The sequence below is a fragment of the Atopobium sp. ICM42b genome, assembly GCA_000564995.1.
Taxonomy (GTDB): domain Bacteria; phylum Actinomycetota; class Coriobacteriia; order Coriobacteriales; family Atopobiaceae; genus Lancefieldella.
In genome coordinates this window covers 1-26,835 of sequence record JDFH01000021.1, presented here as the reverse complement: position 1 = coordinate 26,835, position 26,835 = coordinate 1, and the positions used below count along the sequence as shown (strand labels likewise).

Here is a 26,835-nt window from a genome sequence, read left to right as displayed (position 1 = left end):
GGTGTGTAATATGCCCGCATTTGAGCAGAATATCTGACTTAGGTGTGTTCCGTAGATACAGAATTCATCTATAGTTAAATTTCTTATATAAGTCTATTCATGTTTAAGCATATTAGATGAAGTTTATGCATAGATATGCATATCAGGTAGTGTGACCGCCTGGCTGCCTGGCTATCTTGATTAGAAACATGTCGATTCTTCAGCGAGACCTACCAAAGCTGCGCTATTTTGTGCGCCAGGACTAAAAGCCGACGCTAACACGCTGCAGAATCATAATTACCCGCATATGAACTGCCTCCCATTTCTTATGTCCAAGAAATGGGAGGCAGTTCACTTTGTCGTTTGTGGTCGATTGATTTTCTCGCCGTTGACGGGCGGTCTTCTTGCCCGGTGATCTTCTCGCCGTTGGGCTGTTGTGTCTCCCGCGGCGCTTATTTCATTGCAGCAAGAGCCTTTTCCCAGGCAGCAAGCGAGTCCACGCAGGTTTGGTACGCAACGCAGTAGCTCACGCGCAGCCAGCCTGGGCAGCCGAACGAATCAGATGGAACAGGGAGCAGCTCAAACTGCTTTGCCACATCGCAGAACGCCTGAGCGTTCCCACCAGGAGCACGAACCCACAGGTAGAATGCGCCATCAGGCTGGATGTACTCGTAACCAAGCTTGGTTAGGCCCTCGGTTAGAACTTCTCGATTCTTTGCATAGGCCTCAACATCTGCCGGCTCATCAACGCAGTCGATAATAACGCGCTGGAAAAGGGCTGGCGCGCATACAAAGCCCAACAGTCGAGCGGCACCCGCACAAGCTGCGTAAATCTCCTTCTGCTCTGGATTAGACGCAGGTACCAGCACCCAACCAATACGCTCGCCAGGAAGCGAGAGGGACTTGGAGTAGGAATAGCACACAATAGTGCGCTCGTAGACATCGGGGACCCAAGGGACCTCAATATCGCCAAAAACAATCTCGCGGTAAGGCTCATCGGAGATGACGTAGATGTCTGTACCCAGCTCAGCGGAGCGTTTACGGAGCATATTGGCAAACGCGTCCAAGTTTTCTCTGGTGTACACAGCGCCAACAGGGTTGTTTGGCGAGTTGACAATCACCGCGCGAGTCTTAGGCGTAAGAGCTGCACAAACGGCGTCAATGTCAATCTGGAAGGTTTTCTCGTCAGCCAAAACTTCAACGCAGGTAGCCTGAGCGTGGTCAATCCACACGCGGTACTCCGGGAAGTATGGAGCAATAACAATAACCTCTTCACCTGGGGAAACAATGGAATTGAGTGCCATAGAAACGGAAGCTGCAGCTCCACAGGTCAAGATGAGATCGTCTGCCTGAGCTGCGTGATCTCCAAAGCGACGTCGGAGCGACGCGGCAATTGCCTCTCTGGCCTGGGGAATGCCGATTGCAGGCGTGTAGCTGTGGACCTGCTGAGGAGGCAGCTGCATGGCGGCCTCGATAGAGGTACGAACAGACTCAGGAGCAGGCACGGAAGGGTTGCCAATCGAGAAATCAAACACATTCTGAGCGCCAATCTCAGCACGACGCTGCATCGCATAACCTGCAATCTCACGGATTGCAGACTTTTCTGATCCGTATGCAAGACTTGTCTGATTGACCATGGTTTCTCAATTCTCTCGAAGCCTACAGTGCCTACCTGGTAAAACGTTGGGTGGAGGTGGGGATAACGCCGCCGCGCATCTGGCCTCACACAACCTTTGATAGATAGCATATTGGGCGAGAAGATCGATCTTCTCGCCCAACTTTAAAAGTTTTAACAAATTTGTATCTATTGCACGGTCTTGCGGCAAATTTTTGAAGCAGACCGGCCGGCCTCAGCCTATTCGTACACGCAAGGCTTCAGAACGCCAACAAATGGCAGGTTGCGGTAGCGCTCTGCATAGTCCAGGCCGTAACCAACAACAAACTTGTCGGGTACGTGAGTGCCTACGTAACGAGGATCAATAGCTGGACGCTTGCCCTCAATGTCCTTGACTAGGAAAGCGGCAATCTCAATGGAAGCGGGGTTACGAGACTGGAGCATGCGGACCAGGTAAGAGAGGGTTAGACCGGAGTCCAGGACGTCCTCAACGATGATGACGTGACGACCCTCAATCTTGGTATCAAGGTCTTTTACAATACGCACGACGCCAGAGCTCTTAACACCGTCGCCGTAGCTGGAAACAGCCATAAAATCGATGGAGAGTGGGCACTCAATGGCGCGCATGATGTCGGCCATGAATACAACAGCTCCGCGAAGAACAGCAATGACCAGGGGGTTCTTGTCCGCGTAGTCACGCGTAATCTCCGCACCCACCTTCTTGACGATGTCCTTGATGTCCTGTTCGTCAAGCAGAATCTCTTCAATATCAGGGTGAAGCTCCGCCATTACTGGCTCCTCTCAAATGGCTTATGACCAGAATAGATGTTCAATTCTAGCAGCTGTTTTGTATCTTGCGTACATTTTACTCGTTCATCGGGACGAATTCCCGCAACCCACACCACATATCCACGAATATTTGTGCGCACAATAGGCATCATACTCCTGGATTCAACGGGTACGCCCGCCTCGCCCAGCAGGTCAGAGATCTTTTTTGACTGCCCATGCATGCCCAGGGGCTGCATGGTGTCTCCAGCCTCGGGTCCCGAGACCCACAGGCTGCCGCCATGAACCGGATCTACCCCGCAGGCGCGTGCGTCGAGAAGAACCGACTCGCCCAACCATTCCTGGCTATGCGCGGTTGCATAGGACACGACGTCAAAGCCGTGCTCCACAGGGAGAATGCGCGCCGAAAGCACTCGGCCGTCTGCCAACTCCAGTGTTCCCGGGACCGCAAGGTGCTCGCCAAACGTTGCTGCAGCAGGCGACGCAGCTGCGGGTTCACCGCTGGCCGCGACCGCAGCCGCAGCGCTCGCGCTCCCCGCGGCACCCGTGAACGAGAATGTCACGGTGCCCAAACGAACGCGCGCTTCAAGGTTTTGCGGCAAGTTAGCCACGCCAACTCCCGCAGCAACCGCTTCAAGCACGGCATCTACGTGCCTGAACTCTAGCCAGGCCTCAGGGATTAGTTGCCGAGCCACAATCCTTACCACGCGGCGGGCAATCACCATGTCAGTAGAGCTCAGCTTCAACGCGTCAAGTACCAGTGAAAACTCACTCTTGCGCAGCGTAATCTGCCTCAGCTTGCGAGCGGCCTTCGCCTCAAGATAATCGTCTTCGTCAGTCATCAAATCTGCAATTTTGCACACCGTTTGCACCAACATCGGGTTTCTCGCCTTAAGAAGCGGAAGCACGTTGTGGCGCATATACGCACGTAGATAGTGGGTGTCGGTGTTGGTAGCATCCTCGTGCCAGTCCAGGCCGCGAGCCTTCAGCCAGTCTTTGAGCTGGTCATGCGTGTAGTCGAGCAACGGACGATAAATCAGCCCGCGATGCCTAGGAATCGACGCCAGGCCGCTCATGCCGGACCCGTGCATCACGTTCATCATGAACGTCTCCGCGCGGTCGTCCGCCGTGTGCGCCGTCAAAATCTTTGCCTTCTGACGAGAAATCCCCTGCTCAGTACATAGTTTTTGAGCGAGTTCTCGCGCGGCGTCATACCGCACCCGACGACCAACATCTTCCACGTTGCCATCACGCTCCTGCGCAAACTTTGCCACGTCCACGCGCAACGCGGTGCAGGGAACGCCTAGCGAGTCGCAAGTCTCTTGAACAAAGTGCTGGTCAGCGTCCGCATCTTCGCCGCGAAGCAGGTGGTTTACGTGCAACACATGCAAGCGCTCTTTTGCAATGCGCGAAAGTCCTGCGCCGTCGCCAAGATCAAGCGGCTCCGTTACCGCCATGTGAAGCAGCGCCATCGAGTCGGCTCCGCCCGAGACCATAAGGATAACGGGCGCGGCGACCTGGCCTCGGCGCGAGCCTTCTGCCTGGTCTTTTGCGACGAGAGTGTTCTTTTTGTTGAAGTATGCGTGTACGGATGGCACTTAGCACCAATTTCTGTCCGGTGTGTTTGTTACAGTTATACCCGAAAGTTACTCAGTAGAAAGAAATTCATGAATCCCACGTTTCGCCTACATATTCTTGCGAGCGGATCAAAGGGCAACTGCAGCCTGCTAGAAACGCCTGATGGTCTCATTATGATTGATTGCGGAATCTCTAGAAAAGAAATTCTGCGTCGGTCTAAAGAACTGAACGTTAACCTGTCCGAGCTCGTAGCTATCTTTATTACGCACGAGCACACCGACCACGTCTCGGGTCTTTCGGTAGTCAGTAAAACTTTTGATGTTCCCGTATTCGCTACAACAGGAACTGCTGCCGTACTTTCAAGAAAGCCCTGTTCCAACGTCACCTTTACCCTTGTTGACCAGGCAGGTTCTGTCCATATTGATGCCGCTCCAGACATTGAGGTAAGCACCTTCCCCACCTCGCACGATGTTTGCGAGCCTATGGGCATGCGCTTTGATTATCTCGCTGGTCCTGATAGACGCATCGTGGACTCCGTGGGCTATTGCACCGACACAGGTATTCTCACGCCTGAGGCTCTCGAATATCTTTCCGACGTGCGCATTCTTGCTATCGAGTCCAACCATAATGAGCAAATGCTGCTCACAGGCCCTTATCCGTACGTGCTCAAGCAACGCGTCCACGGAGACTCCGGCCACCTGTCAAACGAGTACACCGCGCAGGCGTTGTCACAGCTCGTAGGCCCAAATACGCGTTGTGTGGTTGGCATGCATCTCTCTCACGAGAATAACCGTCCAAGCGTCGCCGTGAGAACACTTGCAGAAGCAGTTGGCGCGCAACCTCTCAACGATGCGTTTACCGAGGCGCAGACTCCCGACGGTTCCCTTGCCGTCTGCGTTGCCAGCCAAGATTGGCCGATGTCGCTGTAGCTGCGCGTTTGTGTGCCGCCTTCCCACGCAGGCTGCCGTCTAAATATCCAAGCAAAACTGTGCAGGATTACACGAGCTGCGGTATCATGTTTTATATCAATGTTTTGCGAGACTACGACAAAAGGACCATCGTGGACACCTCGAACAACCTTGAAAATAACGTTTCACCTGCGGATCAAGACCCTCGTTCTGACGCTCAGCAGGAGTTTGAATACGCTGAAGCTTTTGAGCGGGAAGCCCAGCCAGCTGATGGAGCCGAGCTTCACGCAACTGGTGCACAGCACTTCTCGACATCTGAAGCTTCCGAGTACGAAGGCGAAGGCGCTGCGAAGCAGCCGTACGTTCGCCAGCACCGTCATCACAAAACAGTGGAGCCTATCAGCGACTTTACGATGCCGGGTGAGAAACTCGAGATTCCAGAGAACCAAGCTACTGGCTTTGAATCCAGCAAGGGCGCTTACGCGAAGAAGGGTTGGCGCAAGCCAAAGAACGAGATTGCTCACCTTCGCAAAGACGTTCACTACGGCCAATACCTGCAGGTTCCTAAGGGCCAGCGCGACATTTTTGTCAGGAAAGAGCGCCGTTCAAATGCGGGTTCGCTGATTGCCGCCATCATCGTTTTGGCCATCATTGCCGCAGTTTTCTATTTCCTCTGGACCTGGATGTCTACCAACTGGGGCGTTGCGATTCGCTAAACTGCAAAGCCGCGCGGTTCGCTAGCGGTAACCGCAAAGTCACGAAGTCGCGCGATGTGCCGACAGCTGAGCCGTCCAGTGCGCGCCTGATTTCATAAAAGAATCTGTAACTTTTGCCTAAAAATGTAAAAGAAACTGTGGATTTGCCTGATTTCATCAAAGAATCTGTGTCCCAAACACAGATTCTTTGCACTTTTCAGGCGGACTTTGAAGCGTTTTTCTGACGGCTCCATTGACGCTCACATGGAGCCTGATTTTCTCGCCATGTCTGAATGATTTGCCGGAAAAGTGTACCAAGTCTGAGCTATTTGCCGGTTTTTCTCACCATGTCTGAGTAAATTTGCTCAGACATGGCGCACTTTTCAGGCTCGCAATCATGAACTAACCGTTGAACCGCACGCAAAAAGCCGCTGATACGTCATGCACCAGCGGCTTTGTTCATAGAGCTCAGCGTGTGACGAGAAACCCGCGCGCTTGTACCCGCCTGGCGAGAAACCCCGTCTAGCTCCAAGGATCGCGCTCAAAGAGCGGCTCGCTCACGGGACGACGATCGGAATACGGGTCGTAGCCATCATCGTCCTCGTTTTCTGCGCGTGCGAACTCAGAGTCAACAACCTGCGCTTTCTTGGAATCATCGCTTTTGCGCGTTGCGCCCTGCGGCGCGACCTGCGGGGCAGCCTTCGCGGCAACCGTTACGGTAGCCTGTGCTTCGAGCTTCTCGGCCCTCTTTGTCTCGTCACACATGCGCAGCCTCACTTACTTCTTGCGAGCAACCAAGTTGCCGTTCTCGTCAGTATCAACCAGAACAGTATCGCCCTCATGCAGCTCACCTGCAATAATCAGGTTTGCCACCTGGTCTACAACGCGACGCTGAATCAGTCGCTTCAGAGGACGAGCGCCGTAAACAGGATCCAGACCGTCAAGAGCCAGCGACTGCTTTGCCGCCTCGGAAAGCTCCAGCGTCATGCGCTCGTTAGCAAGTCTGCTACGAACATCCTTGAGCTGAATGTCCACAATGTGCTCAATGTCCTCAAGACCCAGAGGCTGGAAGATTACCACGTCATCGATACGGTTCAAGAACTCAGGACGGAAGGAGCTACGCAGCGCCTCCATAACCTGCTTTCTGGACTCCTCGTTGAAGCCCTCTGCGCCGGCACCAGCAATGAACTGCGAACCAACGTTACTGGTCATGATAATGATGGTGTTCTTGAAGCTCACTACCCTACCTTGACCGTCGGTCAGGCGGCCGTCGTCCAGAACCTGCAGCAAAATGTTGAAGACGTCAGGATGAGCCTTCTCCATCTCGTCCAGCAAGATGACGGAGTATGGATGCCTACGAACTGCCTCGGTGAGCTGGCCACCCTCGTCATAGCCTACGTATCCTGGAGGCGCGCCAATGAGACGCTGGACCGAGAACTTCTCCATGTACTCAGACATATCAATGCGGATCAGCGAACGCTCGTCGTCAAACAGCAGCTCTGCCAGGGCCTTTGCCAGCTCGGTCTTACCTACGCCGGTTGGTCCCAGGAAGAAGAAGCTGCCCAGAGGCTTGTTTGGATCTGCCAGGCCTGCACGAGAACGACGGACTGCTGCAGCAACTGCGGAAACAGCGTCGTCCTGACCAATAACACGCAGGTGAAGCTGGTCCTCAAGGTTCTTGAGCTTGTCCATCTCGCCCTGCATCATCTTGGAAACAGGAACGCCGGTCCACGAAGAAACTACCTCGGCAATCTCGTCTGTGGTGACCTCTTCCTTGAGGATTCCGCCGTCTTCCTGCTTGGCGAGAAGGGCTTTTTCTGCCTCATCGTATTTACGCTCAAGCTCTGGAATGGTGCTGTAACGAAGCTCGGATGCCTGCGCCAAATCACCCTCACGGGTCACGCGCTCCATCTGCGTCTTTGCGTCCTCAATCTGGGACTTCAAGTCCTGTACCAGGTCAATTGCCCCGCGCTCATTCTGCCAGTTGGCCTTCATGCCATCAAGCTTTTCCTGTGTCGTAGCAATCTCTGCACGGAGGTTTTCCAGGCGCTCCTTTGAAGCAGCGTCCTCCTCCTTCATCAGAGCCTGCTCCTCAATCTGCATCTGAGTAAGTTGACGATCAACCGCATCAATTTCTGCTGGCATGGAATCAAGCTCCATGCGAAGCCTTGATGCCGCCTCATCTACCAGGTCAATTGCCTTATCTGGCAAGAATCGGTCAGAGATGTAGCGATTAGAGAGATCTGCTGCTGCGACCAGGGCGGAGTCCGTAATACGGACGCGGTGGTGCTGCTCGTACTTCTCCTTAAGGCCACGCAGAATAGAAATGGTGTCTTCAACAGAAGGCTCAGAGACAAGTACGGTCTGGAAACGACGCGCAAGAGCAGCGTCCTTCTCGATGTACTTGCGGTATTCATCCAGCGTAGTAGCGCCAATTGCACGGAGCTCACCACGGGCAAGCGCTGGCTTCAAGATGTTGCCAGCGTCCATGGATCCCTCGGAAGCGCCAGCGCCTACGATGGTATGAAGCTCGTCGATGAAGAGGATAATCTGGCCGTTAGACTTGGCCACCTCTTTTACCACACTCTTCAAGCGGTCCTCAAACTCACCACGATATTTTGCGCCTGCTACCAGGGCAGACATGTCAAGCTCAACAAGCTCTTTGTCGCGCAAGGTACTTGGAACGTCGCCAGAAACAATGCGCTCTGCCAGGCCTTCCACAATTGCGGTCTTACCAACACCAGGTTCACCGATAAGAACAGGGTTGTTCTTGGTGCGTCGGCTCAGCACCTGAATGGTACGGCGAATCTCTTCGACGCGACCAATAACTGGATCAAGCTTTCCCTGGCGAGCAAGGTCGGTCACGTTGCGACCGTACTGCTCCAAGGCCTCAAACTGCGGCTTTGCATCCTGAGAGGTCACGCGCTCATCGCCACGAAGCTCGTTGTAGACCTCCTCCACGCGCTTAGCGGTAACGCCAGCGTCGCGAAGAATCCTACCTGCGTCAGTGTTGTCGTTTGCAAGCGCAGTGAGCAGATGCTCGGAGGTAACGTAGGAATCTCCCAGCTTAGTGGCAAGTTTCTCGGCCTCGTTGATAACCTTGAGAAGGTCGTTGCCAATGCCAATCTGTGCTCCGCTTACCTTTGGAGCCTTAGAGATTGCCTGGTCTACCTGCGCAGCAATGGCATCAGGATCTGCGCCAATCTTCTCCAAGATAGAACGCAGGTTGCGCTCATTGCTGTCCAGCAGCGCCTTAAGCAGGTGCGTTGGTGCAACCTCGGAAGCCTCTACATCACCAGCAATACCAAGAGCTGCCTGCAGTGCTTCCTGGGCGGTTACGGCCCATTTATCTAGTCTCATAAAATCACCCTCCTACCCCAAACAAAAATCGTGCCGGGGACTGAATCTTCATCGGATTCTATATACCCCCAAGCACGACTTTTAATACATATCTAAGTGTGTTTGTAGTAGATTTTCTTATCGCTCTATGCTGAGCTTTTGCGTTACCCAGCTTTGAGCTTTGGCAGCCCTATTCCGCGCCTTATTGCTTCTAAAATTCAGCCTCTTCATAGGTAAGATTTTGTTCAGCTTCTATTGTCGAGAAAAACTGGGCAGGTGTAAGCGCTGGTATATCCGAGCGAACAAAATCTGCCGTGTTTCTTGTGACGATATAATCTGCCTTTATCTTCTTAGCAGCACGCCAAATAAGGCAGTCTTCAAAGTCTTCCCACTGCTCAGACAATGCATACGAAATGTCTGCACCATCAATAGAACATACGTTAAGCAGCGGAGATACTTCTTTTAGGATTTCTTGCATATGAGCAGAGCCGTGAGCCTTAGCGCCCACATAGTAGAGATCTGTGTATGACTGGGCTGCTATCCACAACTCAGCGTCCCTAAACTGCTTCATTATGAAAAGCTTTTTTGCATCAGCAACAAACTGTTCTCTACACAAAAAGACGTCCAGCAAAACGTTAGTATCAATCAAGAGCTTCATAGTCACTTGACCTCCACTCGCTGATTGCCTCTTTGTAGGTACTGTCGCCCAAATCATTCCAAAATGATGCTGGCGCGGGGACGGAAATCTTTCCAAAGAGTGCCGAGAGCTTCTCTTTGTCCTTCTCGCTCAATTGGCGAGAAGACCCTTTAGCAGAAGATTCCAACGAAGCGCTTTCATGAGCATCAGGAAGTCTGCCTGTCACCAGCACATATTCAAAGGCTGCATTAATCAGCTGGGTGGTGTTTGACCCAAGCGATTCAAGAATCTCGGAAACCTGATTTTTGACTTCAACAGGAATACGAGCAGTTACAATGCTGTCCATGGCCACTCCTTTACCTAATTATATCATTGTATTCACGTATTACAACTAGGTCAAGAAGCAAAAAGCTAAACGGATTCTGACTGAATGTTTCCATCTTTTAGAACAAGAGAGTGGAAGCGCTCTCTTATTTCCGAGGTTACTTGATGGGACGTCATTACAACGGTTCTTTCTTCGTCTTTTAAGATCAAATCAATGAGGCTCTGAACTGAGTCGGCATCCAAATGAGCAAAGCTCTCGTCATAAATCACAATTTGTGGCTTAAACAAAAAGATTCGTGCAAGAGCAAGCCTCTGTCGTTCTCCACCAGAAAGACTGCTTCCGGCTTGATCAATCACATGATCAATTCCGTCTGGATACCTGGTGAGAATCTCAGAAAAGCCCGATTTCGTAATAGCGTCAATAATTTCTTCATCAGTAAAGTCATGGCAAAACAACGTTACGTTATCCCTGATAGTTGCATTAAAAATAAACGTTTGCTGAGAGCAAGGAATTATAAATCGAGCATATTGCTCACTTTTGAATTGCTTGATTGGCACGCCATCCAAACAAATGTCTCCGTTATCTGGGCTCAGAGCATCTGTTAGCAGCTTGATTAGTGTTGTCTTTCCACTTCCCGAACTTCCTTCTAGTAGATACTTTCCGCCACGTTCCAAATTAAAACTAATATCCGATAAAACTAATTTGTCCTTGTCATAGCCATACGAAACGTGATTGACCGTTAGATTTGCAAAACGCTCAGGGGTATTTTTTGCCCCACTTTCTGTAGCTGGAGCTTCATTAAGAAGCGTTTGTATTTTAGTAATTATCTCTTTTGCGCTTCTCATATCAGTAATTGAATCACTTATGTTTTGAATAGGATTTGCTATGTAGACAACAAGCTGAGATGCCGCAACCATCATTCCTACTGTCATTAATCCATTAAGAGTAAGAATGGCGCCAATAAAATAAATTCCAATGTAAATAATTTGACCCACAGTAAATGAAAGTAAGCGAGCTAAAGAACTAAAGTACCGAGCGCCAAATTTCTGCTTCTCCCAAGCATGATTCGCACTGCTCATGGCAACCCGTGAGGCCTCTGTTAGATGAAAGCTTCTAAGCAGATCAAACCCTTCAAGGTGCTCATTGGCTGTAGCAATAAAATACTCAGCTGACTCAGATTGTGCTTTTCGTTTATTAGAAATAATTCCAGACATTGTATTAGGAACAAACATCTGAACAGCAATCATGCACAAAATGAACAGTACGAGCCACGGTGAAATAAACAGCAAGATTATTAGGCTTACTACGCCAGAGAAGACATCTATCAAGAGATCAATAAAGACGCGGAAATATGTTTCCTCAAGTAAATCAAGGTCGTTAGTAAGGATTGAGAGCCAATGACTTGTATTGAATGAGTGAAACTCAGGAATTGAGCGATTGAATATCTTTTTTATCAGCTCATCACGCAGATGCGTTTGACAGCCCTGTATAACTGACCAGCGCAAACGCCTGCAAATTAAGTCGACAATAAAATAGCAGAATATATAGAGGCCAAACCAGAGTCCATCATTCAATGCGTCCGACAAATTGCCATCCATGGCAAGATTAACGGATTGAAGCATTACAAATGAAAGTGCAATTTCAAACAAACTACTTAAAAGAGAGAAGACTACAAAGAATATTAGTTTGCTCTTTTGTTGAGTGTAAAGGTATTTAAGCATGCCATCTCCCTTAAAAGAGATTTCGTTTTAAAAAGGTTATGACTGCATGTGGTATTCGGTATTCGGTATTCGGTATTCGGTATTCGGTATTCGGTATTCGGTATTCGGTAAATGGTAACCAAACAAAAAACCAGCTCCCCGTGTTTACTCGCAGAGAGCTGGTCATTTACTAGTAGCACTTGCCTCGTCGTCTTACGATTCCTTTGGCTGCGTCGGGTTACCCTCAGCGTTAGCGTCAGAAGGAGTGGAGCTTGGCATACCAAGCAGACGCTGCATTACCATCTCTGGGCTGGTCTCGCTATAACGAACAAGCGAGGTGATGCGCTCGCGCATGTGGTACTCATGGAGCTCATCCTCAAGCACGCGAATGCGTTCACGCAGCTCATCAATTAGATCGTCCTTCTCGAGAGCTCGTTCACGCATGTCCAAAATGCGCACAACACCAGCAAGGTTGATGCCCTCGTCCGTCAGCTTTGAGACAAGATTAAGACGGTCAATGTCCGCGCGAGAATACAGGCGTGTGTTGCCCCTGGAACGGCCGGGGTTAATCAGGCCCTTCTGCTCGTACACACGAAGCGTCTGCGGATGCATGCCCGTGAGTTCGGCCGCAACGCTAATCATGTAGAGCGGCTTGTTACGACCGTCATCCTTCTTTCGAGCCATTACCGCTCCTCTCGGTAGCTGCGCTCGTCGGCGTCAAGCAGCGCCTGAAGAGCGTCTCGCTCCTTCTTGGAAAGTTTTGTTGGAACTTTAACGTCCACCGAAACATACAGCGCGCCGCGAGTCGCAGGATCCTTTACGCGAGGAGCACCCAAGTTCTTGAACCTGAACGTCTTTCCACTCTGTGTACCTGCGGGAACCTTGAGTCGCACCGTAGTTCCGTCAGGAGTTGGCACGTCAACCGAAGTACCCAAAGCTGCCTCGTAAATGCTCACTGGCAGCTTCATGCGCACGTCAGCGCCATCTCGCGAGAAGACCGGATGAGCTGCAACGTTAATGGTAACCACAAGGTTGCCTCGTGGGCCGCCGTTAACGCCGTACTCACCGTGCTTCTTGTAGCGCAGCTTCATGCCATCGTAAGCGCCGGCTGGCACTTTGATGGTCAGCGATTGCTCCTCACCAGTTGAAGGCACGCGATATGTTGCCTTGCGAGAAGTGCCCTTAAATGCCTCGTCAAACGATACGTTTACGGACATAGTCAGATCGCTGCCTGCAACTGGACGGTTTGCTCGCCCACCAAAGATGTCGGCAAAGTCAAAGCCGTTGGCTCCTGCGCCTGCACCACCACCAAAGCCGTTAAAGAAATCGGCAAAATTGGCGCCGTTTACGTTGGTGGTATAGGTGAAGCCGCCCTGGCGACCACCAAATCCACCTCCAGGAATGCCGCCAAATGCGAGCATCTGGTCATATTCCTGGCGTTTCTTATCGTCAGAGAGCGTGTTGTACGCTTCCGAGATTTCCTTGAACTTGGCTTCATCGCCACCCCTATCAGGGTGGTATTTAGCTGCAAGTTTTCTAAACGCTTTTTGAATATCAGACTTCGAGGCGTCGCGCTTCACGCCAAGAACATCATAAAAAGTCTTACTACCTGCCATTCAGCACGGCCTCCTCTCTAAACTACTCTGCCTTACTCAGCTACACCGTTCGAAGTTGCGCCATTTGCGGCAGCGCCGTCTGCGGAGTCTGCCTCAGCGCCGTCAGCAGCCTCTGACTCAGCTGGGCGCTTTGGGCCGCCGTGAGTAACAACAACCATTGCAGTACGAATGTCCTTGCCTCCCATGCGATAACCCTTTTGGTACACCTGAGCAACGGTTTCATCATACGCCTGGGTATCCTCAATCTGGCTCACTGCCTGGTGAGATAGAGGATCAAAAGCCTCGCCCACAGGGTTGACTACCTCAACACCCTCTTTGTTCAAGACGCCCACAAGCTTATTGCACACCGCGGAGACGCCCTCAACAAACTGCTGAGCTGCAGGGTCGGTCAGGTTGTCCGCGTGCTCAATTGCGCGCTCCAGGTCATCAATAACGGGGAGAAGGTCAACTACCAGCTTCTCTGTTGCGCGCTGGCGCTCATCAAGGCGCTCCTGAGCGGTACGACGACGGTAGTTATCCCAATCAGCCTGCAGGCGCAAGAAGCGGTCATTTGCCTCAGCTGCCTGCTGCTTAGCTGCCTCAATCTGATCAGAGACCGAGTCCAGCTCGTTCTGCAAACGGTCACGTTCCTGAGCTGCGCGCTGAGCGTCGGCAGCAATCTCTGCCTCAGCCGTCTCTTCTCCACGACGAATTGCCTCAGCAATCATCTCTTCTTCGGTCATCGGACGGCCTGCGCCAGCTGCACCATCTGCTCCGTTGGCAGCGGTCGCGTTGCCATCAAGCGTCTGACTTGCGGAACCATCCCCCACAACGCCAACGGCACCTACGGTTTCATCACCGTTATTCTCGTTATCAAAGGTAGTGTCAACCTTGTTCTGATTTTCTGTTGTCACTGCCATCACCTCCCTATGTGTAGAAGGCGGCCAAACGTTTCCGCCAGCCGCCTCCGAGTCATATCACATTGTCTACCAGCTGCTGCACCAAGTTACCCAAGCGCATATGCCGAGAAACTCAGATTAGTTCTGGTTCTTATCGTCGTCGACAACCTCGTAGTCTGCATCAACAACATCTGGCTCAGAAGGGTTGCTTGCTGCGCCATTGTTGCCAGCGGTCTGAGCCTGAGCGTCTGCGTAGACAATCTCTGCGAGCTTCTGGCCAACCTCAGTGAGCTTCTCGCCAGCCTTCTTGATTGCCTCAATATCGGTGCCATCAAGTGCGGTCTTAGCCTCAGCAACAGCCTCTTCAACAGCCTTCTTCTGATCCTCAGGAACCTTATCGCCAAGGTCTTTGACGGTCTGCTCGGTGCTGTATGCCAGGGAGTCTACCTGGTTACGAACCTCGATCTCGTCCTTGCGCTTCTTGTCTTCCTCAGCGTGGGACTCTGCGTCCTTGACCATGCGGTCAACTTCATCGTCGGACAGAGCGGTGGAGCCAGAAATGGTGATCTCCTGGGACTTGTCGGTTGCCTTGTCCTTAGCGGTAACCTTCAAGATGCCGTTTGCGTCGATGTCAAAGGTAACCTCAATCTGAGGGATACCGCGCTGAGCAGCAGGAATGCCAGTAAGGTTGAACTTACCAAGGCTCTTGTTGTCAGAAGCCATCTCGCGCTCGCCCTGGAGGACGTGAATCTCAACGGAAGTCTGGTTGTCAGCTGCGGTGGAGTAAACCTTTGTGCTGGAAGTTGGAATGGTGGTGTTGCGGTCGATGACCTTGTCAACAACGCCACCAAGAGTCTCAACGCCCAGGGACAGTGGGGTTACGTCCAGCAGCAGGATACCGGAGACGTCTCCGGTAAGAACGCCGCCCTGAACAGCTGCGCCGTCTGCGACGACCTCGTCTGGGTTGACGGACATGTTAGGCTGCTTGCCGGTCATGCTCTTGACCAGGTCCTGAACAGCTGGCATACGAGTGGAGCCGCCGACCAGAATGACCTCGCTAACATCGGAGAGCTGAAGGCTTGCGTCCTGGAGTGCCTTGGTTACAGGAGCCTTGCAGCGGTCGAGAAGATCGCGGGTGATGCGCTCAAACTCTGCACGAGTCAGAGTGTAGTCAAGGTGCTTAGGACCAGATGCGTCTGCAGTGATGAATGGCAGGTTAATCTGTGCCTGCTGAGCGCTGGAGAGCTCCTTCTTGGCATTCTCTGCAGCCTCCTTGAGGCGCTGAAGTGCCATTGGATCCTTACGGAGGTCAATGCTGTTATCGGAGTTGAACTTGTCTGCAAGCCAGTCGATAACACGCTGATCCCAGTCGTCGCCGCCCAGGTGGTTGTCGCCGTTGGTTGCAAGAACCTCAACAACGCCGTCTGCAAGGTCAAGCAGGGAGACGTCGAAGGTACCGCCACCGAGGTCGAAGACAAGAACCTTGTGGTCCTGGTCCTTCTTGTCCAGACCGTAAGCAAGAGCTGCTGCGGTTGGCTCGTTGACAATGCGCTGAACGTTGAGGCCAGCAATCTTGCCTGCGTCCTTAGTTGCCTGACGCTGTGCGTCGTTAAAGTATGCTGGGACAGTGATGACAGCGTCGGTTACAGGCTCACCAAGGTACTTCTCGGCGTCTGCCTTCATCTTTGCAAGGGTCATAGCGCTAATCTGCTCTGGAGTGTAGTCAACGCCGTCAATCTCGACGACTGCACGACCGTCGGTGCCAGCCTTGACCTTGTAAGGGACGGTCTTAATCTCAGACTGAACCTCGTCAAACTTGCGGCCCATGAAACGCTTGATGGAGAAGACGGTGTTTACAGGATTGGTGACAGCCTGGTTCTTTGCTGCCTTACCAACAATGCGGTCACCGTCAGCACGGAAGCCGACGACGGAAGGAGTTGTGCGGTCTCCCTCTGCGTTAACGATAATAGTTGGCTCTCCACCCTCAAGGACAGCCATAGCTGAGTTTGTAGTACCCAGGTCAATTCCAAGAATCTTACCCATTGTGAATCATCCTTTCCTATGTACGTGTTCCGTTTGGCGAGAAACCCCACAGGTAGATGACCTGAAAAGGGGCACAAGCTAACCGTAAACACATACCGTGTTTCTGCTTTACGGTTTTGCTTATACCCCTATGTCTGACTTATATACATAATCTAAGTCAGTTTGTAGTAGATTTTTATTCTGGTCGCGGAACTTTTATTTCGAAGGTTTTATATTCTGGCGGACCATAGATTATTGTACCTTTTCTTTTTAATGCACTATCTCGCGTTTCTTCGGCCTGTATTGGCATCATCCACATATGTTCCCCATTAATCGAATCTATTAATACAACTGTTCCTTTTCTCAAGATTTCCATGTATTCTTCGTTTAATTCAACCCAATATTTAATTCTTTCACCTGGAGCTAACACTATATGATCTAAACTTGTAATTTGCTCTAGAGTGTCCGTCGCACTGTTGTATGTAGTACTTGGAATAATGTATCTATCGCCTGGCGCAGATTCTCCATATTTTTTTCTTAATTGGAGTTCCTTAAAACTAATGTTCATATTTCCTGTATTAATTAATTCAATAGTTAAAAATACTCTTGTTTTGTCGTTTGAATAATATTTAGCCTCTGTGCCTATTGCCATAGTTACGTATCTTTGATATGGCACTTGCGCTATTTTTTCTTGTGTTTGATTGCTCACGATAAAAGAATAAATTGAAAAACAAAGTCCTGTTATAGAAATTAGCCCGGTCAGAATGCCACCAATAATATTCAAAATTTCTAAAGAGTTATGTTTAAAATCTTGCATAAATAAGCCTCGCTAATCTTTAATTAGAAATATTCTTACCTCCAATATCAAAATATATAACTATTTTTACAAATTAATTTATCTTAAGCAAAGAGAATTCAAATATTCTGTTATATCTGCAAAATTATTTGAATCAATCTGTCTGATAAATTCGGAGCCAATCACAGCTCCATCGGCGCCATTCGAAAGCACTTCTTTGATACCCTTATTGTCTTTAATTCCAAATCCTACAAAGGCAGGCAGATCAGAAAACTTTCTTAGCCTTTTGATTGTCTCGACATATGCATGCTGACTTGATAAATCTCCTCCTGTTTTTCCTGCAGCAGAGACCACGTATGCAAAATGCGTACACTCATTGATGGCTTGTTCCATCTCTAAATCAGACGTGGATTCAGAGAATATTCTTACAATTCCTGAGTAATCATTACGAGATTGAACGCCATCAACACAAAGGATCGCGTCATAAATCCAATATGGCAGTTCTTTAATCTTGAAGTTTTCCAATCCCTCTGCATACGTCATGAGTACAATGCGCGAGGAAAAGATATTCCTAACTTTAATGAGCTCTTCTCGAACAACGTCAGCATTTAGCGTAGGCAATGTTAGTTCATGCGTCTTTTTGATTGTCTCTCCATCCATAAAAGGATTGCTTACCGGTAGTCCAATCTCAACACATCCGATACCGTGTCCTTCAATCTCTTGAAGGACACGGTAGAACATTTCCCAATTTGGATATCCCAGCGGCAAATACAGCGCTAGTTTCCTTGCTAGTTCATTATGCTCATTACCGCTGGAATACTTTTGCATTAGAGATCCTTAGAATGGAAGAGCGTGAAGAATGTAGCCAAGAAGTGGGCCATATACACAATAGTCGGTCTCAGAGAGAATACGCATGATTGGCTCATAAGATCCAACAAATGGCAGAAGCAGAGCCTGACCAAAAATAAGGATAAAACCATTGGCAAGTGAGCCAATTACTGCACCCCTGGCACCACCATGAGCATTACCAAAAATTGCTGTTGCCGCACCAGTAAAGAATGTTGGAATAAGCGCTGGGAAAACAATAATTGGATATCCAACTGCAGCAAGAATTACCATGCCTACAAGTCCAGACAATAGACTACAAAGGAATCCAACAATCACGCAGGTTGGATAACCTGGGAACAGCAGAGGAACATCAAGACCGGGCTTTGCTCCAGGAATAATCTTATCTGCAATGCCGTGAAATGCTGGAATAATCTCTGCAAGCATCATTCGAACGCCAGTAATAATGACGGTAATCCACATGCCAAAGCTAATGCCCTGAAGAATTGAATATACCAAGACGTCCTGTCCTCCAGAAATGTTTTCCATAACCCATGCAGGATCTGCAACAATGCTTACGCAAAGGAAGAGCAAAGTCATTACCAGCGTTAGAGCAATAGTCATCTCGCGAAGGAAAGCAAACTGCTTTGGAATTTTGATCTCTTCGAGGTCATGCTCTTTGTTACCAAAAGCTTTTGCAAGATATGTTGAAATCAGCAGACCGGTAGAGCTTGAATGAGCAAGAGTAATCTCTTCTCCACCCTTAACACCCTTAATGCAATGATTAACATAGGCGCAAGAGAAGGTCATATAGCATCCGAGAAGTACTGAGCCGACAGCAACAATTCCCCAGAAATCAAGCGGTGTGTTGTACTTAAGTAGCGCGGCAATCAGGCCTGCAAAGAAGAATGCTACATGTGCCGAAAGATGAACAAACTTGAATTTTGTAAATCTTGCCAAAAGTAAGTTAATCAAAAATCCGAATGCAAAAATAAGAGAGAGCTCCGTGCCAAGATCAGTCATATATTCAGCGCTAGCAGTGCCAATATCAGTGGTAGGAACAGAGCCATTTCCAAAAGCTTTTCCAATCATTGTTGCCAAGGGCAAAAGCGCCATTCCAAGCGTTTGTCCTCCAACATTGACCATTGTAAAGCCAATCATTGCTTTAATCGCAGATGGAAGAAGTTGACTCCACTGTCTCTTCATTGCAATCATTCCGATTACAACGACTAGTCCAATGATAAATACTGATTGGCTTAGATAATGATTGACGATGTAAAGAAAAATCTCCATGACACTATCCTTCCATCTGGTTAATGTGCTGCATTAGCTGATCTTTTAGATATGCCTTATCCATCATGTTGTCGATGCGAATTATTGGAACAGAAGTTTCCCTCAGAGCATCAGCAAAATCTGATGTAGTAATAACTAAATCATATGCAGATGGGTCTACGGAGCCGATATCTGACGCGTCAACAGTTCCGTCAATTCCTTCGGCATCTAAAATCTGCTGGGTAAATAGCCTCATCATCATGCTACTGCCTACCCCAGCACCACACACTGTTACAACTTTAATCATAATTACCTACCTCCTACTTGTAATTGCGATTACTTCAGCAGCTTTGTCTGCTTTTAATATCTTCTGAACGTTTTCCTCATCGCTTAGAAGCTCTGCCAAATCTGCAAGTGCATTTAAATGCGTTTGATGATCTATTGCACAAAGAGCAACTACCAGTTGTACTGGGTCATTCTTTGGGTGTCCAAAATTTACTGGCTGCTCAAGAGTGATGAGCGAAAAGCCAATACCTAGAGCACCTTCTTCTGGTCTTGCATGAGGCATTGCGATGCCTGGGGCAATAACAATATAGGTTCCGTTGATTCGGACATTTTCTATCATTGCCTCAATGTACTCTTCCTTTGCAACACCTTTCTTTACTAATAATCTTCCAGCCTCCCTAACTGCATCGTCGCTATCTTTGGCACAGTAATGTGTTTCAACTAAATCTTCTGTAAGGACTTCTTCTAGCATTGGGCAATACCTTTCTTCTTTATCCTGCTTAGGCAAAAAACCTAAATACTCTTCGAGTTTTTTCTGTAAGGTTTTTTTGTCAGATTTACTAAGAGTTACTGTTTGTGAAACGATGGATATAATTTCATCCGGAGAAATAGTTTTTTCGCTCACTCTGAGAATATTTTCAATTTTTCTTTGATCTCTTAAGTCAAGCTGAGGGGAAACTTCAACAACCTTGACGTTCTTATACGTAAAAGGAAACGTGCTGACGACAAAATCAATGCTGTGATTTTCCAGCCATTTCTGTGCTTCATTTAATCCAAAAGTTCCCAGTACTGAAACTTCATATTTGGACTCTAGTCTTGAAGAAACTATTTCAGATGTAGCCACACCAGCATGACAGACCACAATCACCTTAGGTCTTAACTCGACGGGCCTTTTTGTTCTCTCCTGGGAAGCCATGAAGAACATAGTAAGAAATGCAATTTCGTCATCAGAAAAGGAGACTGAAAGTCCCTTTTCCAAAATATAAATCGATTCAGCTGTCGCTTTATATAAGCCTTCAAACTCATTTACTACATAATCTAAAAGTGGATTGTATACTGCTTCTCCACTTACAGCACGCCAGTATGCAGGTCTTAAGTGATTAAGTATGCTTTCAAAAAGCTTTTCGTCATTGGCAAAATTCGATGGTGTAACCAGCTGATCCATTTTGTTGATGAATTCAGAAACTAAAATTCTCAACCTGATCCAGTTTTCGGAGATGTAATCACTCATCCCGACAACAGTTGATTCTCTAAATTTTGCTGAAAGGAAATACAGCTCATCCTCTGTAATGTCTTCACCATAGAGTTCTTTTAAATTATCTACACATTTATTTACTGCACCGTATTCAGGACTGCCCAGCAAATCCGGTTTATCAATGTTGCAGGGAAGACCAAGAAGCTTATTCCCCTTAAATCTTGCAATGGATACAAGCATGTAAGCAATTAACTTTTGCTGAGCATTTTCCGAATACTCAACTTGAAGACAATTTGATATTTCATCTATTGAAGTTTTTATTTGATTGATTCGTTCACTGTCCTGCACACTTATAAATGCATTTAGATATGGCCAATCTTTTGTTAAGTTATCAGCAAAAAGGCCTCTTATCTTGAGTTCGTTGCCTGTGACTGATACACCTTTAAAAGGAGTAGCCTCTATGCAGAAATAACTTCCAGTGAAACTCTTTTTAACTTCATCCAAATCTCTCTGGATTGTATTTTTAGAAACCCCAATAGCATGCTGAAGTTCTGAAATTGATATTTCTCTTGCTCGTAAGATGACAAGATTGAGAATAACTCGTCTTCTCATTTCTGGATCAAGATAAAAAATATCGTCTTTTTTCACCAGCTCTGAAAACTCAATTTCAACTGGAGCTTCATAGGTCAAAATACCTCTTGCATTTTGAATTGAAGTAAGGCCTTGAGAAATCAAAAGTTGGTTTAAGGTTGATAGATCTTTATAAACAGTTCGAGAGGTTACATTGTGCTGCGTCGCAAACTTCTCAACAGAAATCTGGTCAGCTTCTCGGCACAATATATTAAATAAATTTTCCACTCGACTTTTCATTTTATTTCCACCTCATAATTAGGTTATATGCTGTTTCAAGACCGAACAAATATCATTTGATTCATTCACTTTGAAGTAAATGGGAAGCTCCTTATATATCAAAGTATTAATTATTTTTCTGCTCAGTTTAATCTTTCAATCATAAAAACAAGACCTCGATGATTGCTCATCGAGGTCTTGTTCCTCTGGACCAATATTTATTAGCAAGCCTATCCCAGTAGAGTATCCCTACCATAAGCCTCGCGCCATGCAACAGAAAACTCATCAACAGCAATCTTTGTTCCAGGATGATCCATCATGGTATAGATAATATCGGGTGGAAGGGTGACCGCATCGATGCCAGCAGAGATGAGCGCATGAACCTGCTCAGTATTCTTAAATGATGCAGCAAGAATCTTGGAATTCAGTCCGTGGGTTTCAAGCATCTGCATAAGATCAAAAACCTGACCGATGCCGTCACCGTAATTACACATGCGGTTAACATAAGGAGCCAGGTAATCTGCGCCATTCATGGCCGCCAAAAATGCCTCGTCCGCAGAATAAATTGCCGTTGCCAGAACACCGAGGCCCTCGGACTTGAGCTGTTTAATTGCCTTATATCCGTTGCGGGTAACAGGAATCTTCACATAGGTATTCTCGGAACGAAGGCTACATATATAACGAGCCTCTTCCAACATCGTCTGATAGTCAGTTGAAACAACCTGCACAAAGAACTTTTGCTCAGGCAACAGATACTCTACGAACTCTTTGATTATCTGTTCGGGTTGCTTACCACTTCTAGTGATGATTGCGGGATTAGTGGTAACTCCATCAATAGTCAAAAGCTCATCAAGCTGCTTAACTGCCTCAAGATCAGCTGTATCCAGAACAAATTCCATGCGTGGCTCCCCTTCATCACTAGGGCATCTGTGTGCTAAGAACTATTTTAGCCGTTGTACTTCTCGCCATAAGCTGGTATTTCGTCTTATCTCCAAACGGCAGCACCGATGAAGTATGTAGAAGTTAGTCAAAATCTATTGAATTAACCAGTGGAATTCTGATTGTAAATACAGAACCCTGAGGGTTGTTTTCAGAGACTGTTATGGAAGCTCCATGTCGCTTTAAGATAGTTTTAACCAGCGAGAGACCAATACCCGCACCGCCAAACTCTCTGGATCGTGACTTATTCACCCTGTAGAACGGCTCAAATACAAGCTCTCTTTGTTCAGGTGCTATGCCTACTCCTGTATCGGCAATTGTAACAAGACACTCCTGGCCCTCAATCTCCAGGGCAATGTTGACTGACCCCTCTTTATGGTTATAGCGAATGGCATTTTCAACCAGGTTGTAAAGAGCTCGGTATAGCAGATTGGTATTTCCTTTAACGATAAAGGTCTGTGCCTCAGATTGTGTATCAGAATGTGCATCAATCTGCGTGTTAACCTGCACGTTTACCATATTATTTTGGGCAACCGATTCAAGATCATCCACGACCGTTTTAACTACTGATTCAAGAGAAACGTCCTCAACCTCTCCTAGCTCAGATGTCTCCGCAAATTCCAAAAGGTCAGTGATGATGGAAGATAGGCGGTCAATGTATGTCTCCATCGTAGTTACAAGCTCGTCATATTCATGTTGTTCGCGTTTCTTTTTCTTAAAAACATCCAGCTTGGTCCGCAGTACGGTAATTGGCGTTCTGAGCTCGTGAGCTGCGCTTGCCGAGAAGCGCCTCTGCATTGCAAATGCTTCATCTAATTGCTCAGTCATCTGATTAAATGACTTAACCAGCTCTTGAATCTCTTCTCCACCGCCCTCAATTTCAATGGAATCAGACAAGGTATTTGGGCTAATTTCTTTCATGTGAGCAGAGAGTTGTTGAACTGGATTGGTATAGTGGCCTATTAAAAAATAAGCTACACAGCTTCCCGCAGCGATCACAACAAGCAAGATACCCAGCGCGTCAAACAAAATAGAGCGTTCGATAGCATCTACATCCAAAACGATAGAAAGAGCTCCCTGATTGATGGCGTTGGCTGCAGCTAGTTCCAGCAGCTCAGAAGTCGAGCGATACACAAGCCAGGTCAAAACAACGCAACAGCACACCAATAAGCCCACCATAAGAAGGGTGAGTTGGGCACGTATCGAGCGCATTGGCTTTGGGATTATTTCACGTATCTTAGTCATCGCTGTCCCTCTTAAAGCAATAACCTTCTCCTACTTTGTTAGAAATTGGGTCATATCCAAGAGCTTCTCGTAACTTTTTTCGTACCGAAAAAATGTGAACACGCACAGAATTACTGAATAAGTCCACGTTGCTATCCCACGCATGAGTCATGAGCTCTTCACTGCTCACAACCGCTCCAGCATGTCGCATCAGATACTCTAGAATTGCAAGTTCTTTCTTGGTGAAATTAATCTGCGCGTCTCCAACAAAAACTTGTCGAGCCGTAGTGTCAAACCGAAGTTCTCCCAGCGTCAAAGACGCTTCTCCATGCGTATATTCGCGGCGCAAGAGCGTCCTAATACGGGCCTCGAGCTCACCAAACGCAAAGGGTTTTATAAGGTAGTCATCAGCACCCGCGTCTAATCCAACAATGCGATCAGACACCGATGAACGCGCAGAAAGAATCAGCACCTTAGTCTCTGAGTGCTCCGCTCGTAGTGTACGCAGCAAATCAAGTCCATCGATACCAGGAAGGTTAAGGTCAAGTAGAATCAGGTCATATTGCTCAAGCTGAGCCATTTCAAGAGCCTGAGTGCCGTTGTCGACAAGATCAACGTAATAACCGTCCAGCTCAAGCCCCTCTCCAATAGAGACAAGAAGCTCTTTTTCATCTTCCACTACAAGGATTTTCAATTCTTCCCTTTCAAATGCAGCTTGATGCTATTTGCAAGTATTAGAGTGCGCCTGGACCAAGCTCAAATGACTTAGTCCAGGCGTACTTCATACAACACTTCAAATGCTAACCGATTGAACCCTACGGCGAGAAGTTCTTCTCGCCGTGTGCCGTGAGTGGTATGTAAGTTTCTATAACCTACTTTGACTGAGCAAGAGCCTGGTCAACGCGCTTTTGAAGTTCGCTGCCTTGAAGCTTGCTGGAGCCACCGGTAATTGGATCGCCCACAAGTCTACCGTTCTGGTCAATAACCATAGTGGTTGGGAACGCTGTGAGGCCTTCGATAACGTGACCGCCATCGCTGTGAGGATCAAGAGCGACGTTTCCGTAGGTAACGCCCTGCTTCTGGAGAATATTCACGGCCTCCTTCTTAGCGTCGTCCGTGTATGCGGCTTCGGCGTTAACACCCAAGACATTGACACCTTTGTCCTTATAGGTATCAGCAAGTTCTTGAAGCATTGGCATCTCCTGAATGCAGCCAGTACAGCCATTGAACCAGAAGGTCAGAACAGTGACCTTATTCTGTCCAAATACGGTGTTGTCATAGGTAGCGCCAGTAGTGATATCTGTTGCCTTGAAATCTGGGAAGGTATCGCCGTCTTTGAGGTGCAGTTTTGATGCTGCCTCAGGTGGAACTGCAGCAGAATTCTGCTGCTCGGCAGTTGGAGCGGTTGTTGTGCCTGTGTTGCCAGTACCACCAATGCTGCATCCAACAAGCGCAACTGCCATAAGTAGGCCAGCGACATACGTCAGGGATTTTGTTACAAATTTTTTCATTTCATAGTCCTTTCTGTCTTTTCTACGTACGAAACGTAGCTATACACGTTTTATGACACTTACTTTATTGAGCTTGTCGCCTGTAGATCAGCCAATTGCTTTGCTGTGGCAACCTTTTCCGACTGCTCAATTTTCTTGTTGATTAACAGGAGCTTTGCATCAATCGCATGAACAGGACATACCTTTATACACTCTCCGCAACGAATGCACTCAAGAGCTGCGTTATTCTTCGTAATATCTACGTCCATCTTGCATGTACGCGCACACTTTCCGCAGCTTACACAGGTCTTCTCGTCAACTCGATACTGCAAAATTGAGATGCGATTGAACAGCGAATAAAAAGCCCCGAGCGGGCAAATCCATTTGCAAAAAGGACGATAAAACATGATGCTCAACAGTACGACAGTTGCCAGAATGCTGAACTTCATCGTAAAAAGTGTGCCCAGAGCTGCCCTAATGCTGATATCTGCTAAAGAAAGCGGAATTGCTCCCTCGAGAATTCCCTGTGGACAAACATACTTACAGAAATAAGGCTCTCCCATTCCTACGGCATTTTGAATCAAAGCTGGTAGAGCCCAGACAAGCACAATTAATATGACGTACTTCAAATAGCGCAAGGCTTTGAGCTTTTTAGTGCTAAATTTTTTTGGGAATGGAATCTTGTGGAGAAGATCTTGTACCCAGCCAAATGGGCAAAGAAATCCGCAGACAAACCTGCCTAGCAAAGTTCCAATGAGAATCAAAAAACCCGTAATGTAATACGAGAAGCTGAATTTAGAAGATCCAACTACTGCCTGAAATGCTCCAATAGGGCAAGCTCCCGTAGCTGCTGGGCAAGAATAGCAGTTAAGTCCAGGGACACAGACTGACTTTGCAGGACCAGTATAGATAGTTCCCTTAGCAAAATTTGTTAGGTGAGGGTTGGTTAGAAAGGTTGCGCATGCCTGCACGAAACCTCTTTTAGTGATAAATTCTCGCACTTTCTTTCCAAGAAATTTTATCCCTGAGAAGACTTTCACTGCAGGTCACCTAACCAATACCTACACACTCAAGGCAGATTCGTACCGCTTTTCCCAATACAGCACTAACCTCTCCGCGAGAAGCGCCATAGACTACAAATGCACATCCTAATAGCAAAAATAGAATAGGCAGGACACGTAGGCGGCAGCTCCAACCACAAGCTTGCTTTGATTTCATAGATACTCCCTTCTCCTGGCTCTAGTACAACAGAAGGGGTGTTAAATCGCTGTTAAGCTGATTTAAATTTTCCGGAAAGGGTTACAAACAGCTGCTCAAATATCTTTTGAATTTCTACGAATATCATGGCAATGCCAATGGCAATGCCAATGGCAATGGCAATGGCAATGGCAATGAACCTTAAATACATCTTGAATGTGGCTCAAGTTCGATCCAAAAGATGCCATGAAACTTTTTATATACATATCCGAACTTATAAAATATGCAATCACATAAAACCGCAGGTATACGGCATGCAAGAAAATCGGATCTTCTCGCCATCGCCTCGCGAGGCAAATTTCGGATTTGGGAAACACACCAAAGTCGGATAATCTGTCAAAAAGACGTATACATGACGCTGAAAATAGCTAAAGCATGCAGATTATCGTCATTAGGTGTGTAATATGCCCCCATCTGAGCAGAATATCCGACTTAAGTGTGTTCCGTAGATACAGAATTTATCGATAGTTAAATTTCTTATATAAGTCTATTCATGTTTAAGCATATTAGGTTAAGTTTATGCATAGAGATGCATACCGGGTAGTGCGGCCGCCTAGCTGCCCGGCTCTCTTGATTAGGAACATGTCGATTCTTCGGCAGAACCTACCAAAGCTGCGCTATTTTG

General features: G+C 47.8%; 26 protein-coding genes. 2 read left to right on the top strand and 24 right to left on the bottom strand.

The annotated features are described in order from the left end of the window. Positions 1-431 precede the first annotated feature (431 nt). The 3 genes from HMPREF1493_RS05820 to tilS all read right to left on the bottom strand — a co-directional run bounded on the left by HMPREF1493_RS05820 (position 432) and on the right by tilS (position 3,978). Entirely contained in the window at positions 432-1,616 is a 1,185-nt protein-coding gene (locus HMPREF1493_RS05820) for a pyridoxal phosphate-dependent aminotransferase (RefSeq protein WP_035428579.1), read from the bottom strand. A gap of 218 nt (positions 1,617-1,834) precedes the next feature. Beyond that, entirely contained in the window at positions 1,835-2,383 is a 549-nt protein-coding gene (gene hpt, locus HMPREF1493_RS05815; protein WP_035428577.1) for a hypoxanthine phosphoribosyltransferase, read from the bottom strand. Further along, a complete protein-coding gene (gene tilS, locus HMPREF1493_RS05810; protein WP_232215522.1) occupies positions 2,383-3,978 on the bottom strand; it encodes a tRNA lysidine(34) synthetase TilS in 1,596 nt (531 codons plus the stop codon). The genes hpt and tilS overlap by 1 nt, the downstream gene beginning before the upstream one ends. 69 nt (positions 3,979-4,047) lie before the next feature. Between tilS and HMPREF1493_RS05805 the strand changes: the two genes are divergently transcribed. Together HMPREF1493_RS05805 and HMPREF1493_RS05800 are read left to right on the top strand one after the other, a co-directional pair. Then, positions 4,048-4,887, top strand: a complete 840-nt coding sequence (locus tag HMPREF1493_RS05805; protein ID WP_035428576.1) for an MBL fold metallo-hydrolase — start codon at positions 4,048-4,050, stop codon at positions 4,885-4,887. Positions 4,888-5,018: 131 nt separating this feature from the next. Then, positions 5,019-5,582, top strand: a complete 564-nt coding sequence (locus HMPREF1493_RS05800; protein WP_051485310.1) for a hypothetical protein — start codon at positions 5,019-5,021, stop codon at positions 5,580-5,582. A gap of 501 nt (positions 5,583-6,083) precedes the next feature. On the opposite strand, the gene HMPREF1493_RS05795 is transcribed toward HMPREF1493_RS05800, so the two are convergent. The 21 genes from HMPREF1493_RS05795 to HMPREF1493_RS07040 form a co-directional block, all read right to left on the bottom strand. Further along, the gene (locus tag HMPREF1493_RS05795) at positions 6,084-6,326 is read right to left on the bottom strand and encodes a hypothetical protein (RefSeq protein WP_156921403.1); all 243 of its coding nucleotides are present in this window, start codon (positions 6,324-6,326) and stop codon (positions 6,084-6,086) included. A gap of 12 nt (positions 6,327-6,338) precedes the next feature. Continuing rightward, complete coding sequence (gene clpB / locus HMPREF1493_RS05790) at positions 6,339-8,921, bottom strand: ATP-dependent chaperone ClpB (RefSeq protein WP_035428573.1); 2,583 nt, start codon at positions 8,919-8,921, stop codon at positions 6,339-6,341. 190 nt (positions 8,922-9,111) lie between these two features. After that, entirely contained in the window at positions 9,112-9,558 is a 447-nt protein-coding gene (locus HMPREF1493_RS05785; RefSeq protein WP_035428569.1) for a PIN domain-containing protein, read from the bottom strand. Next, entirely contained in the window at positions 9,542-9,883 is a 342-nt protein-coding gene (locus tag HMPREF1493_RS05780; RefSeq protein ID WP_035428568.1) for a hypothetical protein, read from the bottom strand. The genes HMPREF1493_RS05785 and HMPREF1493_RS05780 overlap by 17 nt, the downstream gene beginning before the upstream one ends. Positions 9,884-9,948: 65 nt before the next feature. After that, positions 9,949-11,583 carry an ABC transporter ATP-binding protein gene (locus HMPREF1493_RS05775; RefSeq protein WP_035428567.1) on the bottom strand — a complete coding sequence of 545 codons (1,635 nt, stop codon included), beginning with the start codon at positions 11,581-11,583 and terminating at the stop codon, positions 9,949-9,951. A 192-nt stretch (positions 11,584-11,775) separates the two neighbouring features. Beyond that, positions 11,776-12,246, bottom strand: a complete 471-nt coding sequence (locus HMPREF1493_RS05770; RefSeq protein WP_035428565.1) for a heat shock protein transcriptional repressor HspR — start codon at positions 12,244-12,246, stop codon at positions 11,776-11,778. Further along, positions 12,246-13,178 carry a DnaJ C-terminal domain-containing protein gene (locus tag HMPREF1493_RS05765; protein WP_035428564.1) on the bottom strand — a complete coding sequence of 311 codons (933 nt, stop codon included), beginning with the start codon at positions 13,176-13,178 and terminating at the stop codon, positions 12,246-12,248. Before HMPREF1493_RS05765 ends, HMPREF1493_RS05770 begins: the two co-directional genes overlap by 1 nt. A 32-nt stretch (positions 13,179-13,210) precedes the next feature. Continuing rightward, on the bottom strand, positions 13,211-14,077 hold the full coding sequence (grpE, locus tag HMPREF1493_RS05760) for a nucleotide exchange factor GrpE (protein WP_051485308.1): 867 nt from the start codon (positions 14,075-14,077) through the stop codon (positions 13,211-13,213). Between the two features lie 117 nt (positions 14,078-14,194). Then, entirely contained in the window at positions 14,195-16,099 is a 1,905-nt protein-coding gene (gene dnaK, locus HMPREF1493_RS05755; RefSeq protein WP_035428562.1) for a molecular chaperone DnaK, read from the bottom strand. Between the two features lie 175 nt (positions 16,100-16,274). Further along, a complete protein-coding gene (locus tag HMPREF1493_RS05750) occupies positions 16,275-16,895 on the bottom strand; it encodes a hypothetical protein (protein ID WP_035428561.1) in 621 nt (206 codons plus the stop codon). Positions 16,896-16,973: 78 nt separating this feature from the next. After that, entirely contained in the window at positions 16,974-17,702 is a 729-nt protein-coding gene (locus tag HMPREF1493_RS05745) for a tryptophan synthase subunit alpha (protein ID WP_051485304.1), read from the bottom strand. 9 nt (positions 17,703-17,711) lie between these two features. Continuing rightward, a complete protein-coding gene (gene ulaA, locus HMPREF1493_RS05740; RefSeq protein WP_035428560.1) occupies positions 17,712-18,992 on the bottom strand; it encodes a PTS ascorbate transporter subunit IIC in 1,281 nt (426 codons plus the stop codon). A 4-nt stretch (positions 18,993-18,996) separates the two neighbouring features. Further along, positions 18,997-19,278, bottom strand: a complete 282-nt coding sequence (locus tag HMPREF1493_RS05735) for a PTS sugar transporter subunit IIB (RefSeq protein WP_035428557.1) — start codon at positions 19,276-19,278, stop codon at positions 18,997-18,999. 6 nt (positions 19,279-19,284) lie between these two features. Then, complete coding sequence (locus HMPREF1493_RS05730) at positions 19,285-21,321, bottom strand: BglG family transcription antiterminator (protein WP_035428556.1); 2,037 nt, start codon at positions 21,319-21,321, stop codon at positions 19,285-19,287. Positions 21,322-21,530: 209 nt separating this feature from the next. Next, on the bottom strand, positions 21,531-22,199 hold the full coding sequence (locus HMPREF1493_RS05725) for a transaldolase family protein (RefSeq protein WP_035428555.1): 669 nt from the start codon (positions 22,197-22,199) through the stop codon (positions 21,531-21,533). 124 nt (positions 22,200-22,323) lie between these two features. Continuing rightward, the gene (locus HMPREF1493_RS05720; protein ID WP_035428553.1) at positions 22,324-23,484 is read right to left on the bottom strand and encodes a sensor histidine kinase; all 1,161 of its coding nucleotides are present in this window, start codon (positions 23,482-23,484) and stop codon (positions 22,324-22,326) included. Then, positions 23,477-24,157 carry a response regulator transcription factor gene (locus tag HMPREF1493_RS05715; RefSeq protein ID WP_035428552.1) on the bottom strand — a complete coding sequence of 227 codons (681 nt, stop codon included), beginning with the start codon at positions 24,155-24,157 and terminating at the stop codon, positions 23,477-23,479. Before HMPREF1493_RS05715 ends, HMPREF1493_RS05720 begins: the two co-directional genes overlap by 8 nt. Before the next feature lie 178 nt (positions 24,158-24,335). After that, on the bottom strand, positions 24,336-24,974 hold the full coding sequence (locus HMPREF1493_RS05710) for a TlpA family protein disulfide reductase (RefSeq protein ID WP_035428550.1): 639 nt from the start codon (positions 24,972-24,974) through the stop codon (positions 24,336-24,338). A gap of 59 nt (positions 24,975-25,033) precedes the next feature. Then, on the bottom strand, positions 25,034-25,924 hold the full coding sequence (locus HMPREF1493_RS05705; RefSeq protein WP_232215520.1) for a 4Fe-4S binding protein: 891 nt from the start codon (positions 25,922-25,924) through the stop codon (positions 25,034-25,036). A gap of 79 nt (positions 25,925-26,003) precedes the next feature. After that, positions 26,004-26,171, bottom strand: a complete 168-nt coding sequence (locus tag HMPREF1493_RS07090) for a CD1871A family CXXC motif-containing protein (protein WP_198013762.1) — start codon at positions 26,169-26,171, stop codon at positions 26,004-26,006. A 52-nt stretch (positions 26,172-26,223) separates the two neighbouring features. Continuing rightward, positions 26,224-26,361, bottom strand: coding sequence for a hypothetical protein (locus HMPREF1493_RS07040; protein WP_156921402.1), 138 nt, complete (start codon positions 26,359-26,361; stop codon positions 26,224-26,226). Between the last annotated feature and the right edge of the window lie 474 nt (positions 26,362-26,835).

Bases quoted from the DNA above. Each gene is read 5' to 3' on its own strand.
- dnaK (WP_035428562.1), bottom strand. From the start codon at position 16,099: ATGGGTAAGATTCTTGGAATTGACCTGGGTACTACAAACTCAGCTATG.
- HMPREF1493_RS05805 (WP_035428576.1), top strand. From the start codon at position 4,048: ATGAATCCCACGTTTCGCCTACATATTCTTGCGAGCGGATCAAAGGGC.
- ulaA (WP_035428560.1), bottom strand. From the start codon at position 18,992: ATGGAGATTTTTCTTTACATCGTCAATCATTATCTAAGCCAATCAGTA.
- HMPREF1493_RS05725 (WP_035428555.1), bottom strand. From the start codon at position 22,199: ATGGAATTTGTTCTGGATACAGCTGATCTTGAGGCAGTTAAGCAGCTT.
- HMPREF1493_RS05780 (WP_035428568.1), bottom strand. From the start codon at position 9,883: ATGGACAGCATTGTAACTGCTCGTATTCCTGTTGAAGTCAAAAATCAG.
- HMPREF1493_RS05775 (WP_035428567.1), bottom strand. From the start codon at position 11,583: ATGCTTAAATACCTTTACACTCAACAAAAGAGCAAACTAATATTCTTT.
- HMPREF1493_RS05785 (WP_035428569.1), bottom strand. From the start codon at position 9,558: ATGAAGCTCTTGATTGATACTAACGTTTTGCTGGACGTCTTTTTGTGT.
- HMPREF1493_RS05735 (WP_035428557.1), bottom strand. From the start codon at position 19,278: ATGATTAAAGTTGTAACAGTGTGTGGTGCTGGGGTAGGCAGTAGCATG.
- HMPREF1493_RS05750 (WP_035428561.1), bottom strand. From the start codon at position 16,895: ATGCAAGATTTTAAACATAACTCTTTAGAAATTTTGAATATTATTGGT.
- hpt (WP_035428577.1), bottom strand. From the start codon at position 2,383: ATGGCGGAGCTTCACCCTGATATTGAAGAGATTCTGCTTGACGAACAG.
- grpE (WP_051485308.1), bottom strand. From the start codon at position 14,077: ATGGCAGTGACAACAGAAAATCAGAACAAGGTTGACACTACCTTTGAT.
- HMPREF1493_RS05795 (WP_156921403.1), bottom strand. From the start codon at position 6,326: ATGTGTGACGAGACAAAGAGGGCCGAGAAGCTCGAAGCACAGGCTACC.
- HMPREF1493_RS05770 (WP_035428565.1), bottom strand. From the start codon at position 12,246: ATGGCTCGAAAGAAGGATGACGGTCGTAACAAGCCGCTCTACATGATT.
- HMPREF1493_RS05720 (WP_035428553.1), bottom strand. From the start codon at position 23,484: ATGACTAAGATACGTGAAATAATCCCAAAGCCAATGCGCTCGATACGT.
- HMPREF1493_RS07090 (WP_198013762.1), bottom strand. From the start codon at position 26,171: ATGAAATCAAAGCAAGCTTGTGGTTGGAGCTGCCGCCTACGTGTCCTG.
- HMPREF1493_RS05820 (WP_035428579.1), bottom strand. From the start codon at position 1,616: ATGGTCAATCAGACAAGTCTTGCATACGGATCAGAAAAGTCTGCAATC.
- HMPREF1493_RS05710 (WP_035428550.1), bottom strand. From the start codon at position 24,974: ATGAAAAAATTTGTAACAAAATCCCTGACGTATGTCGCTGGCCTACTT.
- HMPREF1493_RS05765 (WP_035428564.1), bottom strand. From the start codon at position 13,178: ATGGCAGGTAGTAAGACTTTTTATGATGTTCTTGGCGTGAAGCGCGAC.
- HMPREF1493_RS07040 (WP_156921402.1), bottom strand. From the start codon at position 26,361: ATGTATTTAAGGTTCATTGCCATTGCCATTGCCATTGCCATTGGCATT.
- clpB (WP_035428573.1), bottom strand. From the start codon at position 8,921: ATGAGACTAGATAAATGGGCCGTAACCGCCCAGGAAGCACTGCAGGCA.
- HMPREF1493_RS05745 (WP_051485304.1), bottom strand. From the start codon at position 17,702: ATGCAAAAGTATTCCAGCGGTAATGAGCATAATGAACTAGCAAGGAAA.
- HMPREF1493_RS05730 (WP_035428556.1), bottom strand. From the start codon at position 21,321: ATGAAAAGTCGAGTGGAAAATTTATTTAATATATTGTGCCGAGAAGCT.